This window comes from Bradyrhizobium nanningense (assembly GCF_004114535.1).
Classification (GTDB): domain Bacteria; phylum Pseudomonadota; class Alphaproteobacteria; order Rhizobiales; family Xanthobacteraceae; genus Bradyrhizobium; species Bradyrhizobium nanningense.
This window is the reverse complement of the sequence record NZ_LBJC01000031.1, coordinates 57,379-81,767: the sequence shown is the minus strand read 5'-3', so window position 1 is coordinate 81,767 and position 24,389 is coordinate 57,379. Positions and strand designations below refer to the sequence as shown.

25 protein-coding genes and 2 pseudogenes are annotated in these 24,389 nt (G+C 64.5%); 22 read left to right on the top strand and 5 right to left on the bottom strand.

Annotated features, from left to right (window positions below):
- Positions 1-156 precede the first annotated feature (156 nt).
- The 8 genes from XH84_RS26445 to XH84_RS26410 all read left to right on the top strand — a co-directional run bounded on the left by XH84_RS26445 (position 157) and on the right by XH84_RS26410 (position 8,427).
- Entirely contained in the window at positions 157-1,614 is a 1,458-nt protein-coding gene (locus tag XH84_RS26445; protein ID WP_128922416.1) for a 6-hydroxynicotinate reductase, read from the top strand.
- On the top strand, positions 1,611-2,507 hold the full coding sequence (locus tag XH84_RS26440) for a UPF0280 family protein (protein ID WP_128922415.1): 897 nt from the start codon (positions 1,611-1,613) through the stop codon (positions 2,505-2,507). The genes XH84_RS26445 and XH84_RS26440 overlap by 4 nt, the downstream gene beginning before the upstream one ends.
- A gap of 15 nt (positions 2,508-2,522) precedes the next feature.
- A complete protein-coding gene (locus tag XH84_RS26435) occupies positions 2,523-3,107 on the top strand; it encodes an amino acid synthesis family protein (RefSeq protein WP_128922414.1) in 585 nt (194 codons plus the stop codon).
- Positions 3,108-3,185: 78 nt separating this feature from the next.
- Positions 3,186-4,388 carry an ABC transporter substrate-binding protein gene (locus XH84_RS26430; protein WP_128922413.1) on the top strand — a complete coding sequence of 401 codons (1,203 nt, stop codon included), beginning with the start codon at positions 3,186-3,188 and terminating at the stop codon, positions 4,386-4,388.
- 179 nt (positions 4,389-4,567) lie between these two features.
- Complete coding sequence (locus tag XH84_RS26425) at positions 4,568-6,457, top strand: ABC transporter permease (protein WP_128922412.1); 1,890 nt, start codon at positions 4,568-4,570, stop codon at positions 6,455-6,457.
- On the top strand, positions 6,454-7,245 hold the full coding sequence (locus XH84_RS26420; RefSeq protein WP_128922411.1) for an ABC transporter ATP-binding protein: 792 nt from the start codon (positions 6,454-6,456) through the stop codon (positions 7,243-7,245). The genes XH84_RS26425 and XH84_RS26420 overlap by 4 nt, the downstream gene beginning before the upstream one ends.
- Positions 7,242-7,946 (top strand): ABC transporter ATP-binding protein, encoded by a 705-nt coding sequence (locus XH84_RS26415; protein ID WP_128922410.1) that lies wholly within the window; start codon positions 7,242-7,244, stop codon positions 7,944-7,946. The genes XH84_RS26420 and XH84_RS26415 overlap by 4 nt, the downstream gene beginning before the upstream one ends.
- A 25-nt stretch (positions 7,947-7,971) precedes the next feature.
- Positions 7,972-8,427 (top strand): MarR family winged helix-turn-helix transcriptional regulator, encoded by a 456-nt coding sequence (locus XH84_RS26410; protein ID WP_128922409.1) that lies wholly within the window; start codon positions 7,972-7,974, stop codon positions 8,425-8,427.
- Between the two features lie 114 nt (positions 8,428-8,541).
- Here XH84_RS26410 and XH84_RS26405 read toward each other — a convergent pair whose 3' ends face one another.
- The gene (locus tag XH84_RS26405; protein WP_128922408.1) at positions 8,542-9,738 is read right to left on the bottom strand and encodes an amidohydrolase family protein; all 1,197 of its coding nucleotides are present in this window, start codon (positions 9,736-9,738) and stop codon (positions 8,542-8,544) included.
- Between the two features lie 159 nt (positions 9,739-9,897).
- Here XH84_RS26405 and XH84_RS26400 point away from each other — a divergent pair, with 159 nt between their 5' ends.
- The 7 genes and pseudogenes from XH84_RS26400 (at position 9,898) to XH84_RS26370 (ending at position 13,557) form a co-directional block, all read left to right on the top strand.
- Positions 9,898-10,671, top strand: a complete 774-nt coding sequence (locus XH84_RS26400; protein ID WP_128922407.1) for a ferredoxin--NADP reductase — start codon at positions 9,898-9,900, stop codon at positions 10,669-10,671.
- Between the two features lie 95 nt (positions 10,672-10,766).
- Complete coding sequence (locus tag XH84_RS26395) at positions 10,767-11,090, top strand: hypothetical protein (protein WP_128922406.1); 324 nt, start codon at positions 10,767-10,769, stop codon at positions 11,088-11,090.
- A gap of 97 nt (positions 11,091-11,187) precedes the next feature.
- Positions 11,188-12,459, top strand: coding sequence for a cytochrome P450 (locus tag XH84_RS26390; RefSeq protein ID WP_128922405.1), 1,272 nt, complete (start codon positions 11,188-11,190; stop codon positions 12,457-12,459).
- A 151-nt stretch (positions 12,460-12,610) separates the two neighbouring features.
- A complete protein-coding gene (locus tag XH84_RS26385) occupies positions 12,611-12,796 on the top strand; it encodes a hypothetical protein (protein WP_128922404.1) in 186 nt (61 codons plus the stop codon).
- A gap of 14 nt (positions 12,797-12,810) precedes the next feature.
- Positions 12,811-13,010: pseudogene (locus tag XH84_RS26380) on the top strand (hypothetical protein).
- Positions 13,011-13,025: 15 nt separating this feature from the next.
- Positions 13,026-13,289 carry a hypothetical protein gene (locus tag XH84_RS26375; RefSeq protein WP_128922403.1) on the top strand — a complete coding sequence of 88 codons (264 nt, stop codon included), beginning with the start codon at positions 13,026-13,028 and terminating at the stop codon, positions 13,287-13,289.
- 25 nt (positions 13,290-13,314) lie between these two features.
- Positions 13,315-13,557, top strand: a complete 243-nt coding sequence (locus tag XH84_RS26370; protein ID WP_128922402.1) for a hypothetical protein — start codon at positions 13,315-13,317, stop codon at positions 13,555-13,557.
- Between the two features lie 34 nt (positions 13,558-13,591).
- Here the strand turns inward: XH84_RS26370 and XH84_RS26365 are convergent, their stop codons facing one another.
- Positions 13,592-14,842 (bottom strand): DUF763 domain-containing protein, encoded by a 1,251-nt coding sequence (locus tag XH84_RS26365; RefSeq protein ID WP_128922401.1) that lies wholly within the window; start codon positions 14,840-14,842, stop codon positions 13,592-13,594.
- Between the two features lie 127 nt (positions 14,843-14,969).
- Between XH84_RS26365 and XH84_RS26360 the strand changes: the two genes are divergently transcribed.
- Positions 14,970-16,109: a mechanosensitive ion channel family protein gene (locus XH84_RS26360; protein ID WP_128922400.1), complete on the top strand. Its 1,140-nt coding sequence runs from the start codon at positions 14,970-14,972 to the stop codon at positions 16,107-16,109.
- A gap of 12 nt (positions 16,110-16,121) precedes the next feature.
- Here XH84_RS26360 and XH84_RS26355 read toward each other — a convergent pair whose 3' ends face one another.
- From XH84_RS26355 to XH84_RS26345, 3 genes are all read right to left on the bottom strand, one after another.
- Positions 16,122-17,045: a PepSY-associated TM helix domain-containing protein gene (locus XH84_RS26355; protein WP_128922399.1), complete on the bottom strand. Its 924-nt coding sequence runs from the start codon at positions 17,043-17,045 to the stop codon at positions 16,122-16,124.
- Between the two features lie 199 nt (positions 17,046-17,244).
- Entirely contained in the window at positions 17,245-18,045 is an 801-nt protein-coding gene (locus XH84_RS26350; protein WP_128922398.1) for an ABC transporter substrate-binding protein, read from the bottom strand.
- Between the two features lie 10 nt (positions 18,046-18,055).
- Positions 18,056-19,033 (bottom strand): tripartite tricarboxylate transporter substrate binding protein, encoded by a 978-nt coding sequence (locus XH84_RS26345; RefSeq protein WP_128922397.1) that lies wholly within the window; start codon positions 19,031-19,033, stop codon positions 18,056-18,058.
- Between the two features lie 116 nt (positions 19,034-19,149).
- Here XH84_RS26345 and XH84_RS26340 point away from each other — a divergent pair, with 116 nt between their 5' ends.
- The 6 genes and pseudogenes from XH84_RS26340 (at position 19,150) to XH84_RS26315 (ending at position 24,379) form a co-directional block, all read left to right on the top strand.
- Entirely contained in the window at positions 19,150-19,860 is a 711-nt protein-coding gene (locus XH84_RS26340; protein WP_128922396.1) for a TetR/AcrR family transcriptional regulator, read from the top strand.
- 74 nt (positions 19,861-19,934) lie between these two features.
- Positions 19,935-20,737, top strand: a pseudogene (locus XH84_RS26335) (amidohydrolase family protein).
- Positions 20,737-21,621 (top strand): amidohydrolase family protein, encoded by an 885-nt coding sequence (locus XH84_RS26330; protein WP_128922395.1) that lies wholly within the window; start codon positions 20,737-20,739, stop codon positions 21,619-21,621. Before XH84_RS26335 ends, XH84_RS26330 begins: the two are co-directional and overlap by 1 nt.
- Positions 21,618-22,919, top strand: coding sequence for a C4-dicarboxylate transporter DctA (gene dctA / locus XH84_RS26325; RefSeq protein WP_128922394.1), 1,302 nt, complete (start codon positions 21,618-21,620; stop codon positions 22,917-22,919). Before XH84_RS26330 ends, dctA begins: the two co-directional genes overlap by 4 nt.
- A gap of 66 nt (positions 22,920-22,985) precedes the next feature.
- A complete protein-coding gene (locus tag XH84_RS26320; RefSeq protein ID WP_080138122.1) occupies positions 22,986-23,699 on the top strand; it encodes a PIG-L deacetylase family protein in 714 nt (237 codons plus the stop codon).
- Positions 23,696-24,379 (top strand): 4-carboxy-4-hydroxy-2-oxoadipate aldolase/oxaloacetate decarboxylase, encoded by a 684-nt coding sequence (locus tag XH84_RS26315; RefSeq protein ID WP_128922393.1) that lies wholly within the window; start codon positions 23,696-23,698, stop codon positions 24,377-24,379. The genes XH84_RS26320 and XH84_RS26315 overlap by 4 nt, the downstream gene beginning before the upstream one ends.
- The last annotated feature ends 10 nt before the right edge of the window (positions 24,380-24,389 follow it).

Sequence of the window (24,389 nt, the reverse complement as noted above, 5' to 3'; positions counted from 1 at the left end):
AGCGCGACTGCCTTCTTTGTGGACAGTGCGGATAGGCAAATGAGGTTTTATGCGGCAGCTGTATCTTTTGCACTGCACCGCCGCTTGACAGCCGGAGGGGAGCGCGCGCAACATCGTTCGTATACGAATGATAACCGCGGTCCTGCTGGCTTCGACATGGTGACTGAAACAACGAACGCCGCCATCGACAAGATCCGCTGCGATGCTTGTCCGGTGATGTGTTACATCAAGCCGGGCGCAGCGGGTGCCTGCGACCGCTACGCCAACCACGACGGCAAGCTCGTCCGCGTCGATCCGCACGTGATCCTGGAGCGCACCGTCTCGCATGGCGGCAAGCTGGTCCCGTTCAGCCGAACGGAAGATTGGGACGGCAAGATCGTCCACGAACCCTCGACCTTCGTCACCGCGATCGGCGCGGGCACGACCTATCCCGACTACAAGCCGGCGCCCTTCATCGTCTCAGCTGAGGTCGACGGCGTCGACATGGTGACAGTGGTCACCGAGGGCATCTTCTCCTATTGCGGCGTCAAGGTGAAGATCGACACCGACCGCTATCTCGGGCCGGAGACCGCGACCGTGCGCGCGCAGGGCGAGGCAGTCGGCCACGTCACCACCAGCGAATACGGCTCGCAGATGCTGTCGCTCGGCGGCGTGCATCACCTGACCGGCGGCTCCAAGAAGGAGGGCCGCGTCACCTGCGATACGCTGATGGACCTCGCCAATTGCAAGGCGGTCGAGCTCACCATCGACGGCGGCGCCACCGTGGTGGTGCAGGCCGGCGAGCCGCCTGTCGTCAACGGTATCAGGGAAGAGCGCATGCGGGTCGGCTGCGGCTCGGCGACGATCGGCATGTTCGCAAAACAATGGCACGGCAAGGTCGACGAGGTCGTCGTGGTCGACGATCACATCACCGGGGTGCTCTCGGAGCATCAGGCCGGCAAGCTGCTCGACATCGCCGACACCGGCATCAAGATGAAAGGCCGGCGTTCGACGCCCGGCCGCTATTTCCAGGTCGCCGATCCCGGCACGGGGTGGGGCGGCACCAACATTTCCGATCCGCTGGCGATCCTCGGGCCGTTCGATCCCAAAGAAGCAAAGCCCGGTCTGACCATGCTGATGGTGTCCACGACCGGCGAGCACTCGTCCTACTACGTGCTCGACGAGGCCTTGAAGCCGGTCGAGACCGAGATGCCTGCCGATCTGAAGTTCTCGGTCGAGCGCATCCAGGAGAATTGCGAACCGGCGCTGTGCACGGTGCTGTTCATGGCCGGCGCCGGTGGTTCCTTGCGCGCCGGCGTCACCGACAATCCGGTGCGGCTGACGCGCTCGGTGAAGGATGCTCTGACGCGCGTCACCAGCGGCGGCGCGCCGGTCTATGTCTGGCCCGGCGGCGGCATCACCTACATGGTCGATGTCACCCAGATGCCGGCGGGTGCGTTCGGCTATGTGCCGACGCCGGCGCTGGTCGCGCCGATCGAGTTCACGATGAAGCTGTCTGATTACGCGGCGCTCGGTGGCCACATGGATTACGTAAAGCCGCTGTCCGAGGTGCAGAACGGCGAGGATGTCCGGCAGTTGCCCTGGCAGAGCCCCATTCCAGGACCTCGGGCATGACGAGGCTGCCGCAAATCGCATTGCTGTCTGATGGCCGGCGGCTGCATTTGCAGGATGGACCGATTGACCTGATCGTTGAGGCGAGGGGGCGCACAGACGCGGTGCGAGCGGCCTATGAAGCTGCGGCGCGGCGGTTCACCGGGCTGCTTGACGAGCTCTGCGTGGAGCTGCCGGAGCTGCGCGCTGCTGCGGAGGAGCGCACCTCGCTGAGGGGCGTGGTGGCGTGCCGGATGCACGCGGCGGTGGCGCCCTTTGCCGCTGATTGCTTCATCACGCCGATGGCCGCCGTCGCCGGCAGCGTGGCGGAGGAGATCCTCGGCGCCATGCTGGGCGCTGCGACGCTCGATCGGGCCTATGTCAACAATGGCGGCGACATCGCCCTTCATCTGGGCAAAGGCGAGAATTTCTCGATTGGCCTGATGGATCGTCCCGATCGTGACGGCGTGATGCGAGCCATGAGGGTCGATGCGGATGACCAGGTCGGGGGCGTCGCGACCAGCGGGCGGCACGGCCGCAGCTTTTCGCTCGGGATTGCCGATGCGGTGACGGTGCTGGCCGCGACGGCTTCACAGGCCGATGCCGCGGCGACGGTGATTGCCAACGCCGTCGATCTGCCGGGGCATCCTGCCGTCGTCAGGCAACCGGCCTGCGAGCTTCAGCCCGACAACGATCTCGGCGCGCGTCTTGTCACCCGAAATGTCGGTCAATTGTCACAGGATGAGATCACTGCCGCCCTCGATTCTGGCGCGGAATGTGCACGTCAATTGTTCGATCGCGGATTGATCGAGGGTGCCGTATTGCAGCTTTGTGGTGATATGCTTGTCATCGGACCTAAGGATATTGAAGAGCAACGAACGCGCCCGCGTCTGCTGGAGAGCGCGGTTGGTGCCTGAACAGGGAAGCGAAACATGAGCGCGATCATCCGCAAGATCGTCACAGTCGTCGAAGAGACGCAGATGGAGATGGGCCGCCAGGTCTCGCCGCCGACCCGGCGTGCCGCAGCCATTGCCGTGATCGAAAATCCTTTCGCTGGACAATATGTCGAGGACCTCTCGCCGTTGATCGCGATCGGCGAGGAGCTCGGCGAGCTCTTGTCGAAGCGCGCGGTGGCGGCGCTCGGTATCGACGGCGCGAAGGCGCAGAGCTATGGCAAGGCCGCGGCCGTCGGCGAGAACGGCGAATTGGAACACGCCGCCGCGATCCTTCACCCGAAAATGGGAGCGCCGGTGCGTAAAGTCCTGAGCAAGGGCGCAGCGTTGATCCCGTCGTCGAAGAAGCGCGGCGGGCCCGGCACGACGCTGGACATTCCGCTCGGGCACAAGGACGCGGCCTTCGTGCGCAGCCATTTCGACGGCATGGAAGTTCAGATCAACGACGCGCCGCGCGCCAACGAGATCATGGTCGCCGTCGCTGTCACCGACAGCGGGCGCCCGTTGCCGCGCGTCGGTGGGCTCACGGTTGCGGAGATCAAGGGCGAAGACGGTCTGAGATAGGGTTTGAACCGGGGAGGTGGGCACAGCTTCCCCGACAAGGTCACGCTGAAGACGTAGAGTTCAAAACTGGAGGTTGGGATGCGAGCGAGAAACACTTTTGTGGGAGCGGCCTTCGCGCTTCTGGCGGGCGGCATGGCTCATTCGGCGATGGCGCAGGACATCAAGATCGGTGAGATCAACAGCTACTCGCTGCTGCCGGCCTTCACCGACCCGTACCGCAAGGGCTGGCAGCTCGCGGTCGAGGAGGTCAACGCGGCCGGCGGCATCAATGGCAAGAAGCTCGTGGTCATCTCCAAGGACGACGGCGGCAAGCCGGCGGACGCGCAGACAGCGGCCAACGAGCTGGTGTCGAGCGAAGGGGTTGCGATGCTCGCGGGCACGTTCCTGTCCAATATCGGCCTTGCTGTCAGCGACTTCGCTAACCAGAAGAAGGTGTTCTTCCTCGCGGCCGAGCCGCTGACGGATGCCGTCACCTGGTCCAAGGGCAACAAATACACCTTCCGCCTGCGCCCCTCCAACTACATGCAGGCGGCGATGCTGGTCGAGGCTGCCGCCAAGCTGCCCGCCAAGCGCTGGGCGACGATCGCGCCGAACTATGAATACGGCCAGTCGGCGGTCGCGGTGTTCAAGAAGCTGATGTCGGAGAAGCGTCCGGACATCCAGTGGGTCGACGAGCAATGGCCGCCGCAGGGCAAGATCGATGCGGGCCCGGTGGTGCAGGCGGTTGCCGCCGCCAATCCCGAAGCGATCCTCAACGTCACTTTCGGCGCCGATCTCGTCAAGCTCGTGCGTGAGGGCAACACCCGCGGCCTGTTCAAGGGCCGTGAGGTCGTCTCGTTCCTGACCGGCGAGCCCGAATATCTCGATCCGCTCAAGGACGAGACGCCCGAGGGCTGGATCGTCACCGGTTACCCCTGGTACTCGATCAAGACGCCCGAGCATGACGCGTTCCTGAAGGCCTACCAGGCCAAGTATAACGACTATCCGCGTCTTGGCTCGATCGTCGGCTACCAGACCATCAAGTCGGCGGCTGCGATCCTGGCGAAGGCCGGCTCGAGCGATCCGGAGAAGCTGATCGCTGCGGCAGAAGGCCTCTCCGTGCCGTCGCCGTTCGGGGAGATCACCTTCCGCAAGATCGATCACCAATCGACACTCGGTGCCTTCGTCGGCAAGACCGCGCTGAAGGACGGCAAGGGCGTGATGGTGGATTCGTCCTACAAGAAGGGCGCGGACTACCTGCCGAGCGACGCGGAAGTCGGAAAGCTGCGGCCGAAGGATTGAACTCCGCTGCCGTAGGGTGGGTTAGCCGAAGGCGTAACCCACCACGGTCTGCATCCGCAGAACCAGAGGAGGTGGGTTACGCCGAGCAGATGCGCTTCGCGCATCTGCAGGGCTAACCCACCCTACGAAGCTCTCTCTCCCCGCACGGGATGAGATGCAACACCCAACCCGGACCGCCGATGGCCTTTTACGTCGTACAGTTTCTGACCGGTCTCGCCAGCGCGGCGTCGCTGTTCCTGGTGGCCTCGGGCCTGTCGATCATCTTCGGCGTGACGCGGATCGTGAATTTCGCGCATGGCGCTTTCTACATGATCGGCGCGTATATTGCCTTCACGCTGACCGAGCGCCTGTCGGGGGCCTTCGGCTTCTGGGGCGGCATCGTGCTGGCGGCGCTCGCCGTGGCGCTGATCGGCGTCATCGTCGAAATGGTGCTGCTCCGCCGGATCTACCATGCGCCCGAATTGTTCCAGCTGCTCGCGACCTTTGGCCTGACCTTGATGGTCGAGGATCTTGTCGTGCTGATCTGGGGGCCCGACGATCTTGTCGGCCGCCGGGCTCCTGGCTTCAAGGGCGCCATCGATTTCTTCGGCCAGAACATCCCGAGCTACGATCTGTTCCTGATCGTGCTCGGACCGGTCGTGCTCGGCATCCTCTGGCTGCTGTTTCAGCGCACGCGCTGGGGCGTCCTGGTACGGGCCGCGACGCAGGACCGCGACATGGTCGCAGCGCTCGGCGTCAATCAGAAATGGCTGTTCACATCGGTGTTCGCGGTCGGCGTCTTCCTGGCCGCCCTCGGCGGCGCGCTCCAGATCCCGCGTGACGCCGTTCACCACGCGATGGACCTGCGCATCATCGTCGAGGTCTTCGTCGTGGTCGTGATCGGCGGCCTCGGCAGCATCATCGGCGCCTTCGTTGCCGCGGTGCTGGTCTCCGAGCTCAATGCCTTCGGCATCCTGATCTTCCCGAAAATCTCCATCATCCTGGTCTTCCTCGTGATGGCGGCGGTGCTGATCGTGCGGCCCTGGGGTCTGTTCGGCAAGCCGGAGGCGCCCGCGCGCAAGACGCCGGGGCTCACCGTCAATCCGTGGCGGCCGTTGACGTCCAATGAGCGGCTGGCCGCACTTGCGGCGCTGGTCATCGCGGCGACGCTGCCGCTGTTTGCCGGCAACTACGCGCTGACCGTTGGCTCGGAGATCGCGATCTTCGTGATCTTCGCCGTCAGCCTGCACTTCCTGATGTCGGTCGGCGGGCTCGCGTCCTTCGGCCACGCCGCCTATTTTGGCCTCGGTGCGTACGGCGTTGCGTTCCTCGCCAAGATGGCGGGGCTGCCGATGATCGTCTGTCTGCTGCTCGGTCCGCTGCTCGGCTGCATGGGCGCTGCCGTGTTCGGCTTCTTCGCCGTGCAGCTCTCCGGTGTCTACTTTGCGATGCTGACGCTGGCCTTCGCCCAGATTGTCTGGTCGATCGCGTTCCAATGGGTGAGCGTCACCGGCGGCGACAACGGCATATTGGGCGTCTGGCCGGAAAAGTGGGCGGCGAGCCCGTCGCATTTCTATTGGCTGGCGCTCGGCGTTGCGGCGCTGGTGACCATCGCGCTGCGCGCCATGGTGTTCTCGCCGTTCGGCTATGCGCTTCGTGCCACGCGCGACTCGCTGCTGCGCAGCGAAGCGATCGGCATCAACGCCAAGCGCATCCAGTGGACGGCTTTCGTGATCGCCGGCACGACCGCCGGCATCGGCGGTGCGCTGTTCGCGTATCTGAAGGGCAGCGTCTTCCCCGACAATCTCGGCATCTCGCTGTCAGTCGATGCGCTGGTCATGGTGCTGCTCGGCGGCGTCGAGACGGTGTCGGGCGCGGTGATCGGCGCCATCGTCTACAAGGCTCTGAACATCTGGCTGGTCAGCCAGACCGATCTGTCGAAGCTCGTGCTCGGCGGCTTCATCGTGCTGATCGTCGTCGTCTTCCCCAAGGGCATCGTCGGCATGCTGGAAACGTTGGCGCAGCGCCGCCGGAAGTCATCGCCGCCGGGATCTCCCCTGCTTGCCAAGCCGATCGAGTCCGCCGAATGAGCGTTGCACCCCCACTTCTCGCGGTCGAAGGTCTGACCAAATCCTATGGCGGCATCCACGCCGTGCGCGGGGTGTCGTTCTCGCTGCGGGCCGGCGAAATCCTGGCGCTGATCGGGCCGAACGGCGCGGGAAAAAGCACCTGCTTCGACATGCTCAATGGCCAGAACCAGCCTGATACCGGCCATGTTCGCCTGCTCGGCGAAGGGATCACCGGCAGAAAGCCGCGCGAGGTTTGGCGGCTCGGCGTCGGGCGCACCTTCCAGATCACCGCGACCTTCGCCACCATGACCGTGCGCGAGAACGTGCAGGTTGCGCTGATCTCCTACGGGAAGCAGCTGTTCAGTCTGTTCGGTTCGGCACCCAAGTTCGACCGCGACGAAGCCGGCCGTCTGCTCGAACTGGTCGGCATGGGCGGTTATGCGGATCGCCCCTGCGGCGAGCTTGCCTATGGCGACCTGAAGCGGCTCGAGCTTGCGGTGGCGCTCGCCAACCAGCCGAAGCTCTTGCTGATGGACGAGCCGACCGCCGGCATGGCGCCGCGCGAGCGTGTCGATCTGATGCGGCTCACGGCTCGAATCGCGCGGGAAAAATCGATCGGCGTGCTCTTCACCGAGCACGACATGGACGTGGTGTTCGAGCATGCCGACCGCATCATCGTGCTCAACCGCGGCGCGCTGATTGCCGAGGGCTCGCCGGCGGAGGTGCGCGGCAATCCGCAAGTGCAGGCGGTCTATCTCGGCGAGGGTCTCGTCTACGACGCCCGCCATCGTGAGGGAGCCTCAGCATGAAGCTGGCGGTGCAAGACCTCAACAGCCACTACGGCCCGGCGCATATCCTGTTCGACATCGGCTTCGAGGTCGGGGAGGGCGAGGTGGTGGCGCTGCTCGGCCGCAACGGCGCCGGCAAGTCGACCACGTTCCGCTCGATCGTCGGTCTCGTCGCGCAGCGCTCGGGCCGCATTGTGTTCGAGGGCAAGGACGTCTCGCTGCGTCCGACCCATGAGATCGTGCGCGAAGGGCTCGGCTATGTGCCGGAGGAACGGCGCATCTTCACCGACCTGACGGTGGAGGAGAATCTCGAAGTCGGCCGCCAGCCGAAGCGTCCGAACGCGCCGCACTGGACCCGCGAGAAGCTGTTCGCGCTGTTTCCCAATCTCGGTGAGATGAAGAACCGTCCCGGCGGCCGCATGAGCGGTGGCGAGCAGCAGATGCTGACGATTGCCCGCACGCTGATGGGCAATCCCTCGCTGGTGCTGCTCGACGAGCCCTCGGAAGGCCTGTCGCCGAAGATCGTGGAGCAGATGGTCGATGCCATCCTGACCATGAAGAAGGAGGGCGTCAGCATCGTCGTCTCCGAGCAGAATCTGCATTTCGCGCGGCTGATCTCCGACCGCGCCTACATCATCGAGCGCGGCCGCATCTGCTTCGGCGGCACCATGGCCGAGCTCGACGCGCGTCCCGACATCCGCGACGCGCATCTGTCGTTGTAAGGGCAAAGGGAAGGGCTGCGAGCGGATGGCGAGAAGCGTCACGGCGAAGAAGAGCATCAAACCGGGAAAACCGCCTTACGTGCTCGACGAGCAGGTCGGCTTCATCCTGCGTCAGGTCTGGCAGCGCCACAGCTCGATCTTCTCCCGCGACATCGGCACCAATCTGACCCCGACGCAATGGGCGGCGCTGTCGAAGCTCGCCGAGACCGGTCCGTGCTCGCAGAACCAGCTCGGCCGGCTGACGGCGATGGATGTCGCGACCATCAAGGGCGTGATCGACCGCCTGACAGCGCGTGGCCTGACCGAGACCAGTCAGGACCCCGGGGACGGACGGCGTCTGCTTGTGAGCCTGACGCGCGCTGGCCAGCAGCTGGCGGAAAAGCTCGCGCCCAATGCGCTCGCCATTACCCGCGAGACCCTGGCGCCGCTCGACGCCAAGGAGCGCGAGACGTTGATGGCGCTGTTGAATAAGCTGCGGTAGCGACAGTGCCGTAGGGTGGGCAAAGCGAAGCGTGCCCACGATTCTTCCTCAAATTGAGGATGGTGGGCACGGCACTTCGCGCCTTTGCCCACCCTACGGCACTGTTTCCGTGGTTTACTTCGCCACCACTTCCGGCACTTTCCCCGCCGGCGGGGTGTTGCGGCTGCGCTGGGTGCGCACGATGCCGTCGATGATGGTCATGCCGATGCCGGGGAGGTCGCCGAGCTGGACGCTCTCCAGGATGTTCTTGCCGGGCGAGTGCTGCGCCTTGTCCATGATGACGAAGTCGGCGGAGCGGCCGACTTCGATCAGGCCGCAATCGAGCTGCCGCATCCGCGCGGTGTTGCCGGTGGCCAGACAAAACGCGATCTCCGCCGGCAGCTCGCCGAGCGAGGACAACATCGAGACCATGCGCAGGATGCCGAGCGGCTGCACGCCGGAGCCGGCCGGCGCGTCGGTGCCGAGGATGACGCGGTGCAGATCGCCCATCTCGCGCGCGGTGCGCAGCGTGAACAGGGCCGAACGTTCATTGCCGTTGTGCACGAGCTCGAGCCCGCGCTTGCAGCCCTCGCAGATGCAGCGGATCTGGTCGTCGGGCAGCGCGGTGTGCCCGCCGTTGATGTGGCCGACCACGTCGGTGTCGGCTTCCAGCACCACGTCCTTGTCGATCAGGCCGGAGCCGGGGATCGAGGGGCCGCCAGTGTGAATCGTGCTTTGGATGCCGTATTTGCGCGCCCAGCCCACCATCTTGCGCGCGGTCGGGCCGTCCTTGACGCCGCCGAGGCCGACCTCACCGAGCAGCTTGACGCCGTTGGCGGCCATCTCCTTGAAGTCTTCCTCGACCATCTCGCATTCGATCACCGGCGCGCCGGCATGCACCTTCACGCCGCCGGGGCGCAGGGTCCAGAACGCGCGCTGGGCGAACACGGCCATCGCCTTCAGGCCGACCACGTCGCGGGGGCGGCCTGGCATGTGCACTTCGCCCGCGGAGATCATGGTGGTGACGCCGCCATGGAGGTAGCTGTCGATCCAGTTGGTCTGGTTCTGGCGCGGCGTCCAGTCGCCGGCGACGGGGTGGACGTGACTGTCGATCAGGCCCGGCGCCACCGTGGTGCCCTGGGCGTCGACGATGGTGGTCGCGCCTTCGATGTCGACGTCCTTGAAGCGGCCGATCGCGGTGATCTTGCCGTTCTCGGCGACGATGGTGTCGCCGTCCAGGATCGGCTTTTCCAAAGCGCCGGACAGGATCAGGCCGATATTCCGGATCACGAGCTTCGAGGGTCCGGTGGCCTGGGGTGCGTCATGCGCCATGGAAGGGGCTCCTTATTCCTAACTGCAACGCTTTCGATCTTGGGCAGCCTTGACCCCGGGATCAAGCAGGATTATTCATTAGTATACGAATGATCGTGTACAAACGACGCATAGCTGGCCCGCCTCGAAAACCGCATTGGAAGCGACAGGGAAGGTGAGATGAGCAATTTCAATCAGGAAAGCGTTTTGAGCGTCCACCACTGGACCGACACGCTGTTCTCCTTCAAGACCACCCGCAGCCCGACCTTCCGCTTCCGCAACGGCGAGTTCACCATGATCGGGCTCAAGGTCGGCGAGAAGCCGCTGCTGCGGGCTTACAGCGTCGCCAGCGCCAACTACGAGGACACGCTGGAGTTCTTCTCGATCAAGGTGCCGGACGGGCCGCTGACCTCGCGTCTCCAGCACTTGAAGGAAGGCGATGAGATCATTGTCAGCCGCAAGGCCACCGGCACGCTCGTGATCGACAATCTGGAGGAGGGGCGCAACCTCTACCTCATCGGCACCGGCACTGGCCTTGCGCCGTTCCTGAGCGTGATCAAGGACCCCGAGACCTACGAGCGGTTCGAGAAGGTCGTGCTGCTGCACGGGTGCCGGCACGTCAAGGAGCTCGCTTATGGCGAGATGATCACACAGACGCTGCCGAAGGACGAGCTGATCGGTGAATACATCCGCGAACAGCTGATCTACTATCCGACCGTGACGCGCGATCCCTTCCGTAACCGGGGCCGCATCACCGACCTCATCACCTCGGGCAAGCTGTTCGCCGATATCGGCCTGCCGGCCCTGGAAGCCGCCCATGATCGCGTCATGATTTGTGGCAGCCCGGCGCTGGTGGCGGACACCCGCGTGCTCCTGGGCGAGCGAGGCTTCGTCGAGGGCAATCACGGCGAGCCGGCCCAGTTCGTGGTCGAAAAGGCCTTCGCCGAGCGCTAAGTCCGCAGAATGACCGTATTTTTGCCCTCGGGCGGGCGTTGCGGCGCCGATTCGGCGCTTGATACACTGTGGGAGCGAATCAGCGGAGTTCCCACATGGTTGCGGACAGCGACAGCAACATCGCCTGGCACCGGGTCCAGTTGAAGAAGAACCGCGCCGAGTTGAAGGCGGTGGAGACCGCGCGCTTCACGATGGGCGAGATCGCCTCGTCGAAGCGGAACGGCCAGACCCAGAAGACCATCGCGGAACTCAAGCGCAAGATCGCGCAGTCCGAGCGCGTGATCGCCGATCACGACAAGCGCACCCGCCGTCCGCTCGCAACTGACCTGCAGAGCCTCAGCAACGGCAGTTGGAGCCATTGGGACGCCTACACCCAGCAGCAGCGCAAGACTGGCCAGCGTTCGCCGGGACGTGGATAGCGCGTTTCGTTCGCAGCCGGCGAGGAGCAGCCCCCCCTTGTACCGGCCGCCCTCCGCACCATCTGGGTGAGACGCCAGCAATCAGTCCGGTGATCCCATGAGCGTGCGCCTCGATTTCACTAGCGAGGCCTTCTTTCGCGATCCGCCCAAGGCCATTGCGACGTTGCGCAGGTCCGGCCCCGTGGTCGCGACGCGCTTCCCTCTGATCGGCGACGTCTGGATCACCACGACCCATGACGCCACCGCGCAAGTCCTGAAGGACGGCTCGACCTTCACGTTGCGCAAGGAAGATGGCGACGTCGCCGGTCTGCGCTGGTGGATGCCGCGATACGTCAGGACCATCGCCAACAACATGCTGACGATGGACGAGCCTGACCATACCAGGCTGCGCAGCATCGTGGACGAAGCCTTTCGCCGCCGCGCGATCGTGGCGATGGAGCCTCGCATCCGCGTCATCGCCGACGGTCTCGCCGACGAGCTGTTCGCGAATGGAAGTCCGGCCGATCTCGTTCAGCGCTACGCACGTATCCTCCCGCTCGCGGTGATCTCCGAGCTCCTGGGCCTGCCGTTGGCGGATCGTCCGCGGTTCATCGCCTGGGCCAACGAGATGTCCTCGCTGACCAATGTCGTCAGTTTCTTCCGACTGCTATTCGCGTTCCGCAAGATGCGCACCTATCTCGAACGCCAATTGCAGATCGCGCGCGAACGGGGCGGCGAGGGCCTGATTGCCGAATTGATCCAGGTTGAGCGCGAGGGCGGCCAAATCACGCCGGATGAAATGGTCTCGATGGTCTTTCTGCTGCTCGCGGCGGGATCAGAGACCACCACGCATCTCATCAGTGGTGCCGCCTACGAGCTGCTCAGAAGTCCGGACTTGCGCGATTGGCTCGAGCAGGACTGGAGCCGTATCGGGCTTGCGGTGGAGGAGTTCCTGCGCTTCGTCTCGCCGGTGCAGTTCTCCAAGCCGCGCTATGTACGGCGGGATGTCGAGGTCGATGGCGTACGTTTGAAGAAGGGCGATCGTGTCATGGTGATGCTCGCCGCCGCGAACATGGATCCGGCGGTGCACGATCGTCCCGAAAGCCTCGATCTCGAACGCAAGCCGAACCGTCACATCTCGTTCGGGACAGGAATCCATTTCTGCCTCGGCCATCAACTCGCGCGCATCGAGGCGGCTTGCGCGCTGGAAGCGCTGTTCGTGCGCTGGCCACGACTTGGCTTGGCTGTCGATCCCGCCGAGGTCCGCTGGCGCAAGCGGCCAGGCTTGCGTGCGATCGCGAAACTTCCCGTCACGGCCGAGGGCCGCGGAACACGGACGAGTGCGCGTAACGAAGCAAGCATCGATCGTTCCCTGACCGCGGCGAATTGACACCAGCGGGCGTCCCTGCGGAAAATCTTTGGCGAGCGGGATCAATCCGGAACGGTGTGCCGTTCGTCCTTGTTGTCACGGGCACATCGGACGCGCCGACGGTTCCATGGCCGCAGATGTCGCAGATCACGTCTGAACGGGAGACAAGATCATGACCAGCAAGATGCCACCTGTTCCGCCGCAAAATCAGAGCCGCAAGGGAACCGGCGACGGCAAGCAAATGTCCGCTGATCAGACGCCGCACGGCCAGCAGCGTGCGCAAAACCCGGACCAGCAGGGACAGCAGGGCAACATCAAGCAGAACACGACCAATCAAGGCTATCAGCAAGATCGCTGAGGAGGGCGACATCCATGTCGACATCCACCAAGATCCCAACAGCATCCGTCAGGGTGGACCAGGCGCTTCGCACGAGAATGCAAAGGCGCCTCTGGAGGTGAAGAAGCCGCCCGCCGACAATTCGCAGCGCAGCCACAGCAGCGTCTCGGGTGGCGGAGGCGAGCACGACTCCCATCACTCACACGACGAGGCCGGCAAGGGCGGCGGCAGGTGAAGATTGGAGATTCCCATGCAAGGCAGAAAGACCCACGAACAGCAGGTGCGCATTCTCGAGCGCAAGCCTAACGCTCCCGATGCGCGAGAGCTGGATCAGGCGTCAGGCCTCAGGGCCCAGGATGCCGCTGTTCATCGCGCACGGCAGGAGGCGCGCCACAGCGAGTTTCCGGTGAGCCGCGGCGGCCTCAGCCAGGAGAGCGACCACAACAAGCACAACGATCCCGGCCAGAGCGGTCACAAGCCGCCGAAACCGACAGCGGCGCAGCAAAAGCACTAAGAGATCACTGCAACAGGAGAAACCGATGCCAGCTGGGCACGGTAGCAAGACGCACTTCAGATCGGGCATGCACGGCAAGGGCACCGGCACCGGTGCCCTGTCCGAGATCCCCAAGGACAAGATCGGCGACAACATGGTCCTGTCCAACCGCGACAAGAAGCAGCATTCGGACATTCGCGGCATGGACGGCAAGACCATCCAGACCGAACAATATCAGGACCATTCAGCCAACCGGCTCGACGAGAAGCCGGAGGCCGACGAGATCTGAGAGGGTTCCTCCCGACCAACTCGCGGACCGGTGTTCAGCCGGTTCGCTTTTTTGTTGCCGCAAGATCGCGCTCCCAGCCGAACACGGAGCGGCCGTCGAGATCCGGCGAGGCGGCGCGCTCGCCGGCGATGTAGTTCTCCACGGAAGGCCCGCGCGCGGTCCGCTCCAGCCGCCGCGCCTGATCGTCGAGTCGTTTCATCGCCTGCATCTCTTCCTCGCGCCCGAGCTTGGCGCTCTGGATCGCGCCCTTCAGCACGCGGATGGTCTCGTCATAGACCTTGATCGGCACGGGATAGGGATGCCGGTCCTTGCCGCCATGGGCGAGCGAGAAGCGCGCGGGGTCGGCGAAGCGATAGGGCGCGCCATGAACGACCTCTGCGACCATGGCCAGCGAGCGCACGGTACGGGCACCGACGCCCGGCGTCAGCAAGAGCTCCGGGAAATCAACTGGGCCGCGTTCGGCTGCTGCGGCGAGCGTGCCGTGCAGGCGGCGCGCGAACACGTCCTTGGGCCTGACATCGTGATGCGCGGGCATGATCAGATGCGGCAGCATGGCCTGCGCCGGCTCGGACACAGTCCCGACGAGGCGTTCGAATTCTAAGACGATGCGATCGGGGCCGAGATCATCCAACAGATCGAGCTGCGCTGTGCGTGAGACATCGGCGCGATGGTCGGTGAGGTTGACGATCTCCCCCTGTTGCGGTCCGTCAATCGCGCTGTGCGGCGCATCGACGAAGCTCTGCAACGTCTCGGAATGCCAGTGGTAGCGGCGGGCCTGGCGCTTGTCGCCGTTCATGCCCTGCTGCACCACCGTCCACTTGCCGTCGGCGGTGACGAAGAAGCCGTGGAGATAAAGATCGAAACCGTCCTGCACGGCTGCGCTGTCGACTTTCGCCACCAAGCGGCTGGCGCGGGTCAGCTTCGCGCCGTCGAATCCGACGCGGTCGCCGAGCTGCATCAGCTCGTCCGGCGTCTTGCGCGAATGCTGGCCTCTGCCACCGCAGACATAAATCCCGAGCTCGTCCTGAAGCGGCCCCAGCCCGCGTTTCAGCGCGCCGATCACCGAGGTCGTGATGCCGGAGGAGTGCCAGTCCATTCCCATCACGGCGCCGAACGACTGGAACCAGAACGGGTGGGACAGCCGCTGCAGAAAGGCGTCGCGCCCGTAATGATGCACGATCGCCTGCGTGACGATCGACCCGAGCGAGGCCATGCGGCTCGCCAGCCACGGCGGAACCCGTCCGGTGTGCAAGGGAAGATCGGCGCTGCCGCTACGTCGAGTCATGAGCTCCCTAAATTAGCCCAGTTCGGCAACACTTGCACCTACGGAATGCTGCGTTGCACAGGGCGGGGGAGCGAAGCCGGTCGAGAGACGTTGAGCCGGCTACCGCAGAGCAACGTGGGGAATAGCGATGCATTGGCAGGCCTTGATGGCCGACATCGACAGGATGTTCGGTTGGATACCGTCATGGTTCATCGGTCTCAGCCTCGTTGCGGGAGCAATGCTCCTTGCGCTTTCGCTTTACCGGATCGCCAAATGGCTACTTACCCGCGCCTTTGGGACCCGCCTTCCGCTCCTCGGCGTGTTCATCGAGCGCACGTCGGGCCCGGCCCAGCTGGCGCTGTGCCTGGCGGCCGTCGCATTGGTGCTGCCGCTTGCGCCGCTCGACGACACGATCCGCACACCGCTGATGCGCCTGTTCGTCGTGGCCGTCATCGCCCTGATCGGCTGGATATCGATCAGGATCGTCGACATGAGCGCGGCGCGCTACCTGCAGAATTTCCGCGACGTCGCGGAGAATTTCGTCGCGCGCAAGCACGTGACACAAGTCCGCGTGTTCAAGCGCGTCACCGACACCATCATCGTCATCATCACGGTGTCGACCGCGCTGATGACGTTCGATTCGGTGAGGCAATACGGCGTCAGCCTGTTCGCCTCCGCCGGCGCGGCCGGTATCATCGTCGGTCTTGCCGCGCGGCCATTGCTGAGCAACCTGATCGCGGGCTTGCAAATCGCGATCACCCAGCCGATCCGCATCGAGGACGCCGTGATCATCGAGAACGAGTGGGGATGGGTCGAGGATATCGCTGCGACCTATGTCGTGATCCGGCTTTGGGACTGGCGCCGCATGGTGGTGCCGCTCTCGTATTTCATCGAAAAACCGTTCCAGAACTGGACCCGCGACACCGCATCCCTGATCGGCGTGATCGCGCTCCACGTCGACTATCGCGCCGACGTTCCGCGCATTCGGCGCTGGCTGGAGGAGGCGGTGAAACAGTCCAAGCTGTGGGATGGGGCGGTGGTCAATCTTCAGGTAATCGACGCGGACTCCCGCACCATCGAGCTGCGGGCGCTGGTCAGCGCGCGAAACGCGCCGCAATCCTGGGACCTTCGCTGCGAGATCAGGGAAAGGCTCGTGGCCTTCATTCGCGACGAGATGCCGGAAGCGCTGCCGCGCGATCGCGCGATCCTGATCCCGTCAGCCCAAGACGATGGCGATCTCCTCCAGCGCGTCGCACCGGAGAAGGTGCGGGCGAGCGCGCGCAATTGACCCTCTGCGCGATCAGCCGGCGCCGACCACGGCCGCGCCGGCCGGCCCGTCCGCGCGCGGTCGCCGCTTGCGCAAAGTTCGCCGCGCCCAGATCAGGAGGCCGGTCGACAGCAGCGTCAAGAGCGCGATCGACGTTACGACATTGAGCGGCGAGGCGATCAGGGCCGACCAGTTTCCTTCGTGGATCAGGCGCGGCCAGTTGCGCGGCAGCGCTGTGACCTCCGACGACGTGACGGCATAAGCGCGCAGCTCGCCGCCGTCATAAAGTCTCGCCATCATGCGGCCGCCGCGCGTACCGATCGAGATCACATGCGACAGCTCATGCGAGGCCGCGACCATGCGTGTCGCGTCGGGTAGGGCGAGAGGGCGGCCGGTTGCGGCCGGAGGAGCTCCACTCTGGAATGTCAGGCCGAACGCCATGCAAAGGCCGGTCAATGGACTGAGCAGGATCAGCGGCAGCGTGAACCACGCGGTTGCCTTATGCCATCCCGAGAGCGTATTGCGCAGCCGCGGCAATCCCATGACGATGCCGAGCAGCAGGATGATCACCATGGCCAGCGTGGATGCCGTCACCAGCCAGGCCTGCCCCATCAGTCGTTCATGCGTGAACCGCGCCCAGAGGAAGACATCCGACAGGGTTGAACCGGTCGAGGCGGCTTCGCCGCTTGAAAGATCGATCGCCGGCACGTTGGTGCCCTGCAGCGTGATCCGCCGGCTGGCCGCGTTGATGGAGAGCCCGCGCGCCTTGCCGTCGGGATCGTATCGCTTCATCAGTTCGACGACACGGCCGGCCTCGATCGCGGGACCGCCAATGCCACTCGTTTGCACGAGGGGCTCGACGGACAGGATCAGACCGGTGACGATGATCGCGAGCAGGGGAAGGGCGAAGACCAGAGTAATCCAGCGATGAAGTCTCAACAATGCGGGTTTGCTCATTCGTCGTCCTCGATGTTCTCCAGACCGTGCTCGCGCAGAGCCGTGCAAAACACAAATGACGCTTTGTCCATGTTGTTGCGTTGATTTACGGCAACCGGAATTAAAGTTTCGCTGCGATACGCGCTTACGGTACTCGAGTCGCGCGCTACGCTTCGTGGCACGCTGTGCGCCGGCGCGCGTGCTACCGTGAATGAAAGGCCTATTCGCGCTTGGCCTTGATCGCGCCGCGCAATCCCGCCTGCTGCTGGATCGTGTCGAGCGCGCCGGATGATTGCTCGTCCGCCACGAAGCGGTTGAGCAGGGGAAGGGCATCCTCGCGTCCCCTGGGAATCGCGATGGCCATGTGCTCCAGGCCCCAATTGCCGTCGAGAATCCGCGCGCCCGGCATCTGGTCGGACATCTCGAACAGTGTCGGCTTGTTGGTCGCATAGAGATCGATCTCGCCGCGGCCGAACATGCCGATGGCGGCCTTGACGCTTTCGGCGGGGACGATGGTCGCGTTCTTGAACTTCGTCGGAAGAGTGCGCTCTGAGGTCGAGCCTTTGGTGACGCCGATCTTCACACCCGGCTTGTCGATATCCTCGATCTTGCCGATTGGTGACTTCGCCGGGACGAGAAAGCCGAGCTCGATCGCCAGCACGGGCTGGCTGAAGCTCACTTCGCTTGCGCGGGCTGGCGTGGCGTTGGTCACGGTGAAGTCGACCTTGCCGTCATGGATCGCGCTGACGATGTCGGCGACGCGCTGAAACCTGACATAATCGACGCCGACGCCGAGCTGCTTCGCCAGCTCGGCGCCGAGATCGTAGCTGAGGCCGTGCGGCTTGCCGGCCGCATCCGAGACCATCGAGGTCGGACTGCCCGGATAGACGCCGACGCGCAGCGCCCCGCTCGGCGCCAGAAGTTTGGCTTCGCCGTCGGCGCGCACAGGCGTGCCGAACAGGCTGATGACTGCAATGAGGAACAGCGCGGTGCACGGCCGGCATCTGGAAAAGGGCTTCATCTGAAGAGTCTCACTGCGCGCGGATATTGGCCGCCTTCAGCACCGGCTCCCATTTCGTCGCCTCTGCGTGCATATAGGCGTCGAAATCCTTGGCGGACGAGCCGACCGGAGTTGCGCCGATCTTGCCGAGCGTCGACAGCACATTCGCATCCTGCAGCGCGGCCTTGAGATCGGTCTCGAGCTTCGCCACGATCTCCGGCGGCATCTTGGCCGGGCCCAGCACGCCCCACCAGACCGAGACGTCATAGCCGTGCACGCCGGACTCCGCGACGGTCGGAACGTTCGGCAGGGCCTTGGAGCGTTCGGCCGAGGTCACCGCGAGCGCGCGCACCGGGCCGCCTTCGAGCTGGCCGATCGCTTCGGCGAGCGGATTGATGCTGAGCGGGATCTCGCCTGATATCACTGCCGTCAGTGCCGGTGCGCCGCCCTTGTAGGGGATTGCGACGATCCTGGCGCCCGACATGTGCTTGAGCAGTTCACCGGCGAGATGCGCCGAGGTGCCGTTGCCGGACATGCCATAGGAGAGCTTGTCCGGCTCTTTCTTTGCTGCAACGAGGAGATCGCCGAGCGCCTTGTAAGGACTGTCCTTCGCCACCACGATTGCGAGCGGAGAGGAAGCCACTTCCGTGATGGCCGTAAAGTCCTTGAAGGTGTCGTAGGGCACGCTCGGATAGATGAACTGGTTGAGCGGATGGCCGCTCGCCACCAGGATCAGCGTGTAGCCGTCGGGCGCGGCCTGCGTCAGCGCCTGCGAGGCGACGATGCCGCCGGCGCCGGGGCGATTGTCGACCACCGGCTGCTGACCCCAGGTCTTCGCCAGCGCCTGGCCCAGCGTGCGCGCGAGCACGTCGACCGCGCCGCCGGCCGCATAGGGGACCAGAATGTGGACCGGCTTGCTCGGATAATTGTCGGCGGCCTGCGCGACGCCGCCCAGCAGCAGACCGGCACTCAGCACCAAACCGCCGATCGTCTTGTTCAAACCCAACATTTCCCAGCACTCCTTGAGGGCGTTTGCGTGCTTGCCGTCGGTCTTCCGGCCCGCTTGGACGCCGCCCATGGTTTTTGTTGACGAGACCTGATCTTTTGTACGATAGTACAAATCACATGGTACGCAAGCCCACCAGCAAGGAAACGGCCCGTAAGCCGAATATGCGCGAGGCAATCCTCGCCGCGGCCGAGGAGCTATTCGCCACCAACGGCTTCAACGCCGTCTCGGTGCGCGACATCGCGCAAGCCGCCGGGGCCAATCCTGGCAGCGTGACCTATCATTTCAAGACCAAGGACGGTCTGCTGCTGGAGATCTATCGGCGCCATTGCGGGCCGATGAATCTGCGCCGTTCGGAGCTGCTCGCGGCAGCTAAGCGCGTGCGCGATCTCCAGGACCGGCTGGAAGCGATCGTGCGCGCCTACGTGGTGCCGGCCTTCACCTCCGGCAGCGATCTCGCCGGCGGCGGGGCGCGCTTCACGCGGCTGCGCGCCGTGATGTCGGCGGAAGGCAACGAGGTCGCGCGAAAGATCATCGCGCAGACTTTTGACGATACCAGCCACGCCTTCATCGATGCGATCCACGAAAGCCTGCCGCACATTCCGCGCACCGACATCGTCTGGCGCAGCCACTTCCTGCTCGGCGCGCTCTATTATTCGCTGGTGACGCCGGACCGCGTTTCGCGCTTGTCGCGCGGCGAGGCCGACGGCGGCGATGCCGCGGGTGCCATCGAGCAACTGGTGCAGGCGACGGTTGCCTCGTTCCAGGCGCCGCCGCTCGATCATGCCGCGCCGGCGCGTCGGCGGCCGGTCGTCAGCAGCAAGACTTGAAAGAAGCCACCCGAGGGGAGGCGCGTAACGGCGCTTCCGCTCGCAGGCGGACGATGTCACGGGGTGATGGAAACATGAACAGGCGGGAGTGCTTGCATCTCTTGACCGGGTTGGCGGGCGCCGCGCTCGCGAGCGAAGCGCGCGCGCAAGGCGCAGGGCCGAAAGCCATGCCGACGATCGCCCCGCCGGATCCGAGTCCCAAGATGCCGTCGTTCAAGCTGCCGGCAAAATCATGCGATAGCCACACTCACATCTTCGGCCCGGCGTCGCGTTACCCGTTCGCGGAGAAGCGTCCCTACAACACGGCTGATGCGCCGCTGGAGGCGTTCCGCAGCGTCCATGAGAAGATCGGTGTCGAGCGCTGCGTCATCGTGAATGCCACCGTGCACGGCACCGACAATCGCGTCGTCACCGATGCCATCGCCCAGAGCGAGGGTGCCTATAAGGGCATTGCCAACGTCAATGACGAGATGACCGAGAAGGAGTTGGCGGCGCTCGACAAGGCCGGCATCTGCGGTTGCCGTTTCGCCTTCCTCAAGCGCCTCGGCGGCGTCGGTGACATGAACAAGTTCCAGCGCATCGTGCACCGCGTCGCGGAGCTCGGCTGGCATATCGACGTCTATTTCGAGCCGGGCACGATTGCCGAATTCGCGCCCGTCCTCACCGCGCTGCCGACGCCCTACGTGATCGATCACATGGGCACGGTGCAGGCTGCGAAAGGTCTTGACGATCCCGGCTTCACAGCGCTGCTCGACCTTCAGAAAAAGGGCGAAAAGTGCTGGGTCAAGATCACCGGCCTCCCCTCTACGCGCCCGACGCAAAGATCCGGCAGAAGCTGCTGGTCGACAATCCCGCCCGCCTGTTCAAGTTCAGCTGATGACGATGATGTACACGCCGACTATTCCGCCGCCGGATCCGAACACGCGCACGCCCAGGTTCAAGCTGCCGAAGCTGTCCTGCGATGCGCATTGCCACATCTTCGGGCCCGGCGCGAAATATCCTTATGCGCCGGATCGTTCCTACACGCCGCCGGACGCGCCGCTCGAGGATTTTCGCATCCTGCATGCCAAGCTCGGGGTCGAGCGGGCCGTCATCGTGAACGCCAGCGTACACGGAACCGACAACAGTGTGGCGCTCGATGCCATCGCGCAGAGTAACGGCGCCTATCGTGCTGTCGCCAATATCGACGACACCATCACCGAGCGCGGGCTTCGCGTCCTGCACGAGGGCGGCTTCCGCGGCTGCCGTTTCAATTTCGTCCGCCATCTCGGCGGCGTGCCCGACAAGGGTGTGTTCGATCGCGTCATCGCGATGGTCAGCCCGCTCGGCTGGCACGTCGACCTGCATTTCGACGCGATCGATTTGCCGGACTATGCCGACATGCTGGCAAAGTTGCCGCTGAGCTACACGATCGACCATATGGGGCGGGTAAAGGCCTCCGACGGGCTCGACCAACTTCCGTTCAAGATCCTGATCGAGCTGATGCAGCGCGACGAGAAATGCTGGGTCAAGATCTGCGGTTCGGAGCGGGTGTCCTCGGCCGGCCCGCCGTTCACCGACGCGGTGCCGTTTGGACGAAAGATCGTCGAGACCGCGCCCGACCGCGTCATCTGGGGCACCGACTGGCCGCACCCCAACGTCAAGGCGATGCCGAACGACGGCGACCTGGTCGATCTGATCCCGCTGCTCGCGCCGGAGCCGGAGCTTCAGCAGAAGATCCTCGTCGATAATCCCGCGCGCCTGTTCGAGTTCGACCGATGACGGCGCTCTCGGTCGACAAGCCGAGCGGGCGCGCCTGGTGGAAGGAGCTCTGGATCCAGGTGCTGATCGCCATGGCGGCCGGCATCGCCCTTGGGATCGTCAGTCCCGAGACGGGCGCCAAGATGCAGCCGTTCGGGGACGCCTTCATCAAGGCGATCCGGATGCTGATCGCGCCGATCATCTTCTGCACCGTCGTGCACGGCATCGCCCATATGGCCGATATGGCGCGCGTCGGGCGCGTCGCTGTCAAAGCGATCGTCTATTTCGAGATCATGACCACGATTGCGCTGATCATCGGCCTCATTGCGGTCAATCTGCTCAAGCCCGGCGTCGGCATGAACATCGATCCCGCCAGCATCAATGCCAGCGCGATCGAGCCTTACGTCAAGCAGACCGGTGCGATCGGCTTCGTGCCGTTCCTGATGAACATCGTGCCTGCGACCTTCATCGGCGCCTTCGCCGAAGGCAACATTCTCCAGGTGCTGTTCATTTCCGTGCTGTGCGGCTTTGCATTGGTGCAGCTCGGCAAGCACGGCGCGCCACTGGTCCATCTGATCGATATCGCCGCAAAGATGGTGTTCGCGGTCGTCGGCTTCGTGATGTGGGCGGCACCGATCGGCGCGTTCGGGGCCATTGCCTTCACGGTGGGCAAGTTCGGCGTCGGCTCGCTGGCTTCGCTCGGAAAACTGCTGGGCGGCTTCTATCTGACTTGCGTGATGTTCATCGTCGTGGCGCTCGGGCCGGTGGCGCGGCTCTGCGGCTTTTCGCTGGTGAAACTGATTCGCTACATCTGGGAGGAGCTGCTGATCTGCATCGCCACGACGTCGTCCGAGACGGTGCTGCCGCGGATGCTGATCAAGCTGGAGAAGGCCGGCTGCGAGAAGAGCGTGGTCGGACTGGTGATCCCGACCGGCTATTCCTTCAATCTCGACGGCACCTGCCTCTACCTCGCCGCGGCCACGGTGTTCCTGGCGCAGGCAACCAACACGCCGTTCGGGCTCGCTGAGCAGATCGAGCTGCTGCTGATCCTACTCGTGACCTCCAAGGGCGCGGCGGGCATCGCGGGCGCCGCCTTCGTCGTGCTGGCGGCGACGTTGTCTGCCACCGGCACCATCCCAGTCACGAGCGTCGCGCTGGTGCTGGGCATCCACCGCCTGATGTCGCAGGGGCTGACGCCGACTAATCTCATCGGGAATGCGGTCGCGACGATCGCGATTGCGAAATGGGAAGGGGCGCTCGATGGCGATCGGCTGAGACGCGTGCTCGACGGTGAGGAACAAGCCGCCGCAATGGCTTGAGGAACTTGCTGCCTGCATGAGGCAGGGAGCCTATGATGCTTACGAACGAAAGAGGGAATTCGTCCCATGAAGACAGGTCTCGTGGTCACCGCTCATCCCGGCGATTTCGTCTGGCGCGCCGGCGGCGCCATCGCGCTGCACGCGAAGAAGGGCTATCGCATGAAGATCGTCTGCCTGTCCTTCGGCGAGCGCGGCGAGAGCCAGTTCGCCTGGAAGGAGAAGGGCGCGACGCTGGAATCGGTCAAGGCCGGGCGTAAGGACGAGGCGGAGCGCGCAGCGAAGCTGCTGGGTGCCGAGATCGAGTTCTTCGACTGCGGCGACTATCCACTGAAGCTCACCGAGGCGCATTTCGACCGTATGGTCGACATCTACCGCGAGCTCAATCCGAGCTTCGTGCTGACGCACGCGCTGGAGGACCCCTATAATTTCGACCATCCGAACGCGGCGCATTTCGCGCAGGAGACGCGCGTGGTCGCGCAGGCGATGGGCCACAAGCCCGGCGCGCAGTACAAATACTCCGCGCCGCCGGTCTTCCTGTTCGAGCCGCATCAGCCCGAGCAGTGCAATTACAAGCCGGATCTGCTGCTCAAGATCGACGAGGTCTGGAAGGAGAAATACGAAGCGTTCCAGATCCTGGCCGCGCAGAAGCATCTATGGGGCTATTACGAGCGCGTCGCGCTCAACCGCGGCATCCAGGGCAGCCGCAACACCGGCGTGCCCATGACCTATGGCGAGGCCTATCAGCGCCTGTTCCCGACGGTTGCGGAGGAGCTGGCATGAAGCCGGTCGTCGTTCGCAACATCAGGCGCGCCGATCCCGCCGGCATGGCGGAATATGGCGTCTCGACCGTTCACGAGGCCTATGGCCGCATCGGCCTGATGAAGCCATATTTGCGGCCAGTCTGGCCCGGTGCTGCGATTGCCGGCCCCGCGGTCACCGTGCTGGCGCAGCCCGGCGACAATTGGATGATCCATGTTGCCGTCGAGCAGTGCAAAAAGGGTGACGTCCTCGTTGTCGGCTGCACCACCGACAATACCGACGGCATGTTCGGGGAACTGCTGGCGACCTCGCTTAGGGCGCGCGGCGTGCAAGGGCTGATCATCGATGCCGGTTGCCGTGACGTCAAGGCGCTGCACGAGATGAGGTTTCCGGTGTGGTCGCGTGCGGTCTCGGCTAAAGGCACCGTCAAGGCCACGCTCGGTTCGGTCAACGTTCCCGTGGTCTGCGCCGGCGTCAACGTCGACCCCGGCGACATCGTCGTGGCCGATGACGATGGCGTCGTCGTCGTGCCGAAGCGTTATGCAGCCGAGGTCGCCGAGAAGGCGAAGAAGCGCAACGCGGACGAGGGCGGCAAGCGCAAGCGCCTGGCCTCGGGCGAACTCGGGCTCGACATGTACAACATGCGGGAGGCGCTGGCGAAGGCCGGGCTCGTCTATGTCGACAATCCCGAGGACGTCTAAGGCGAAGACA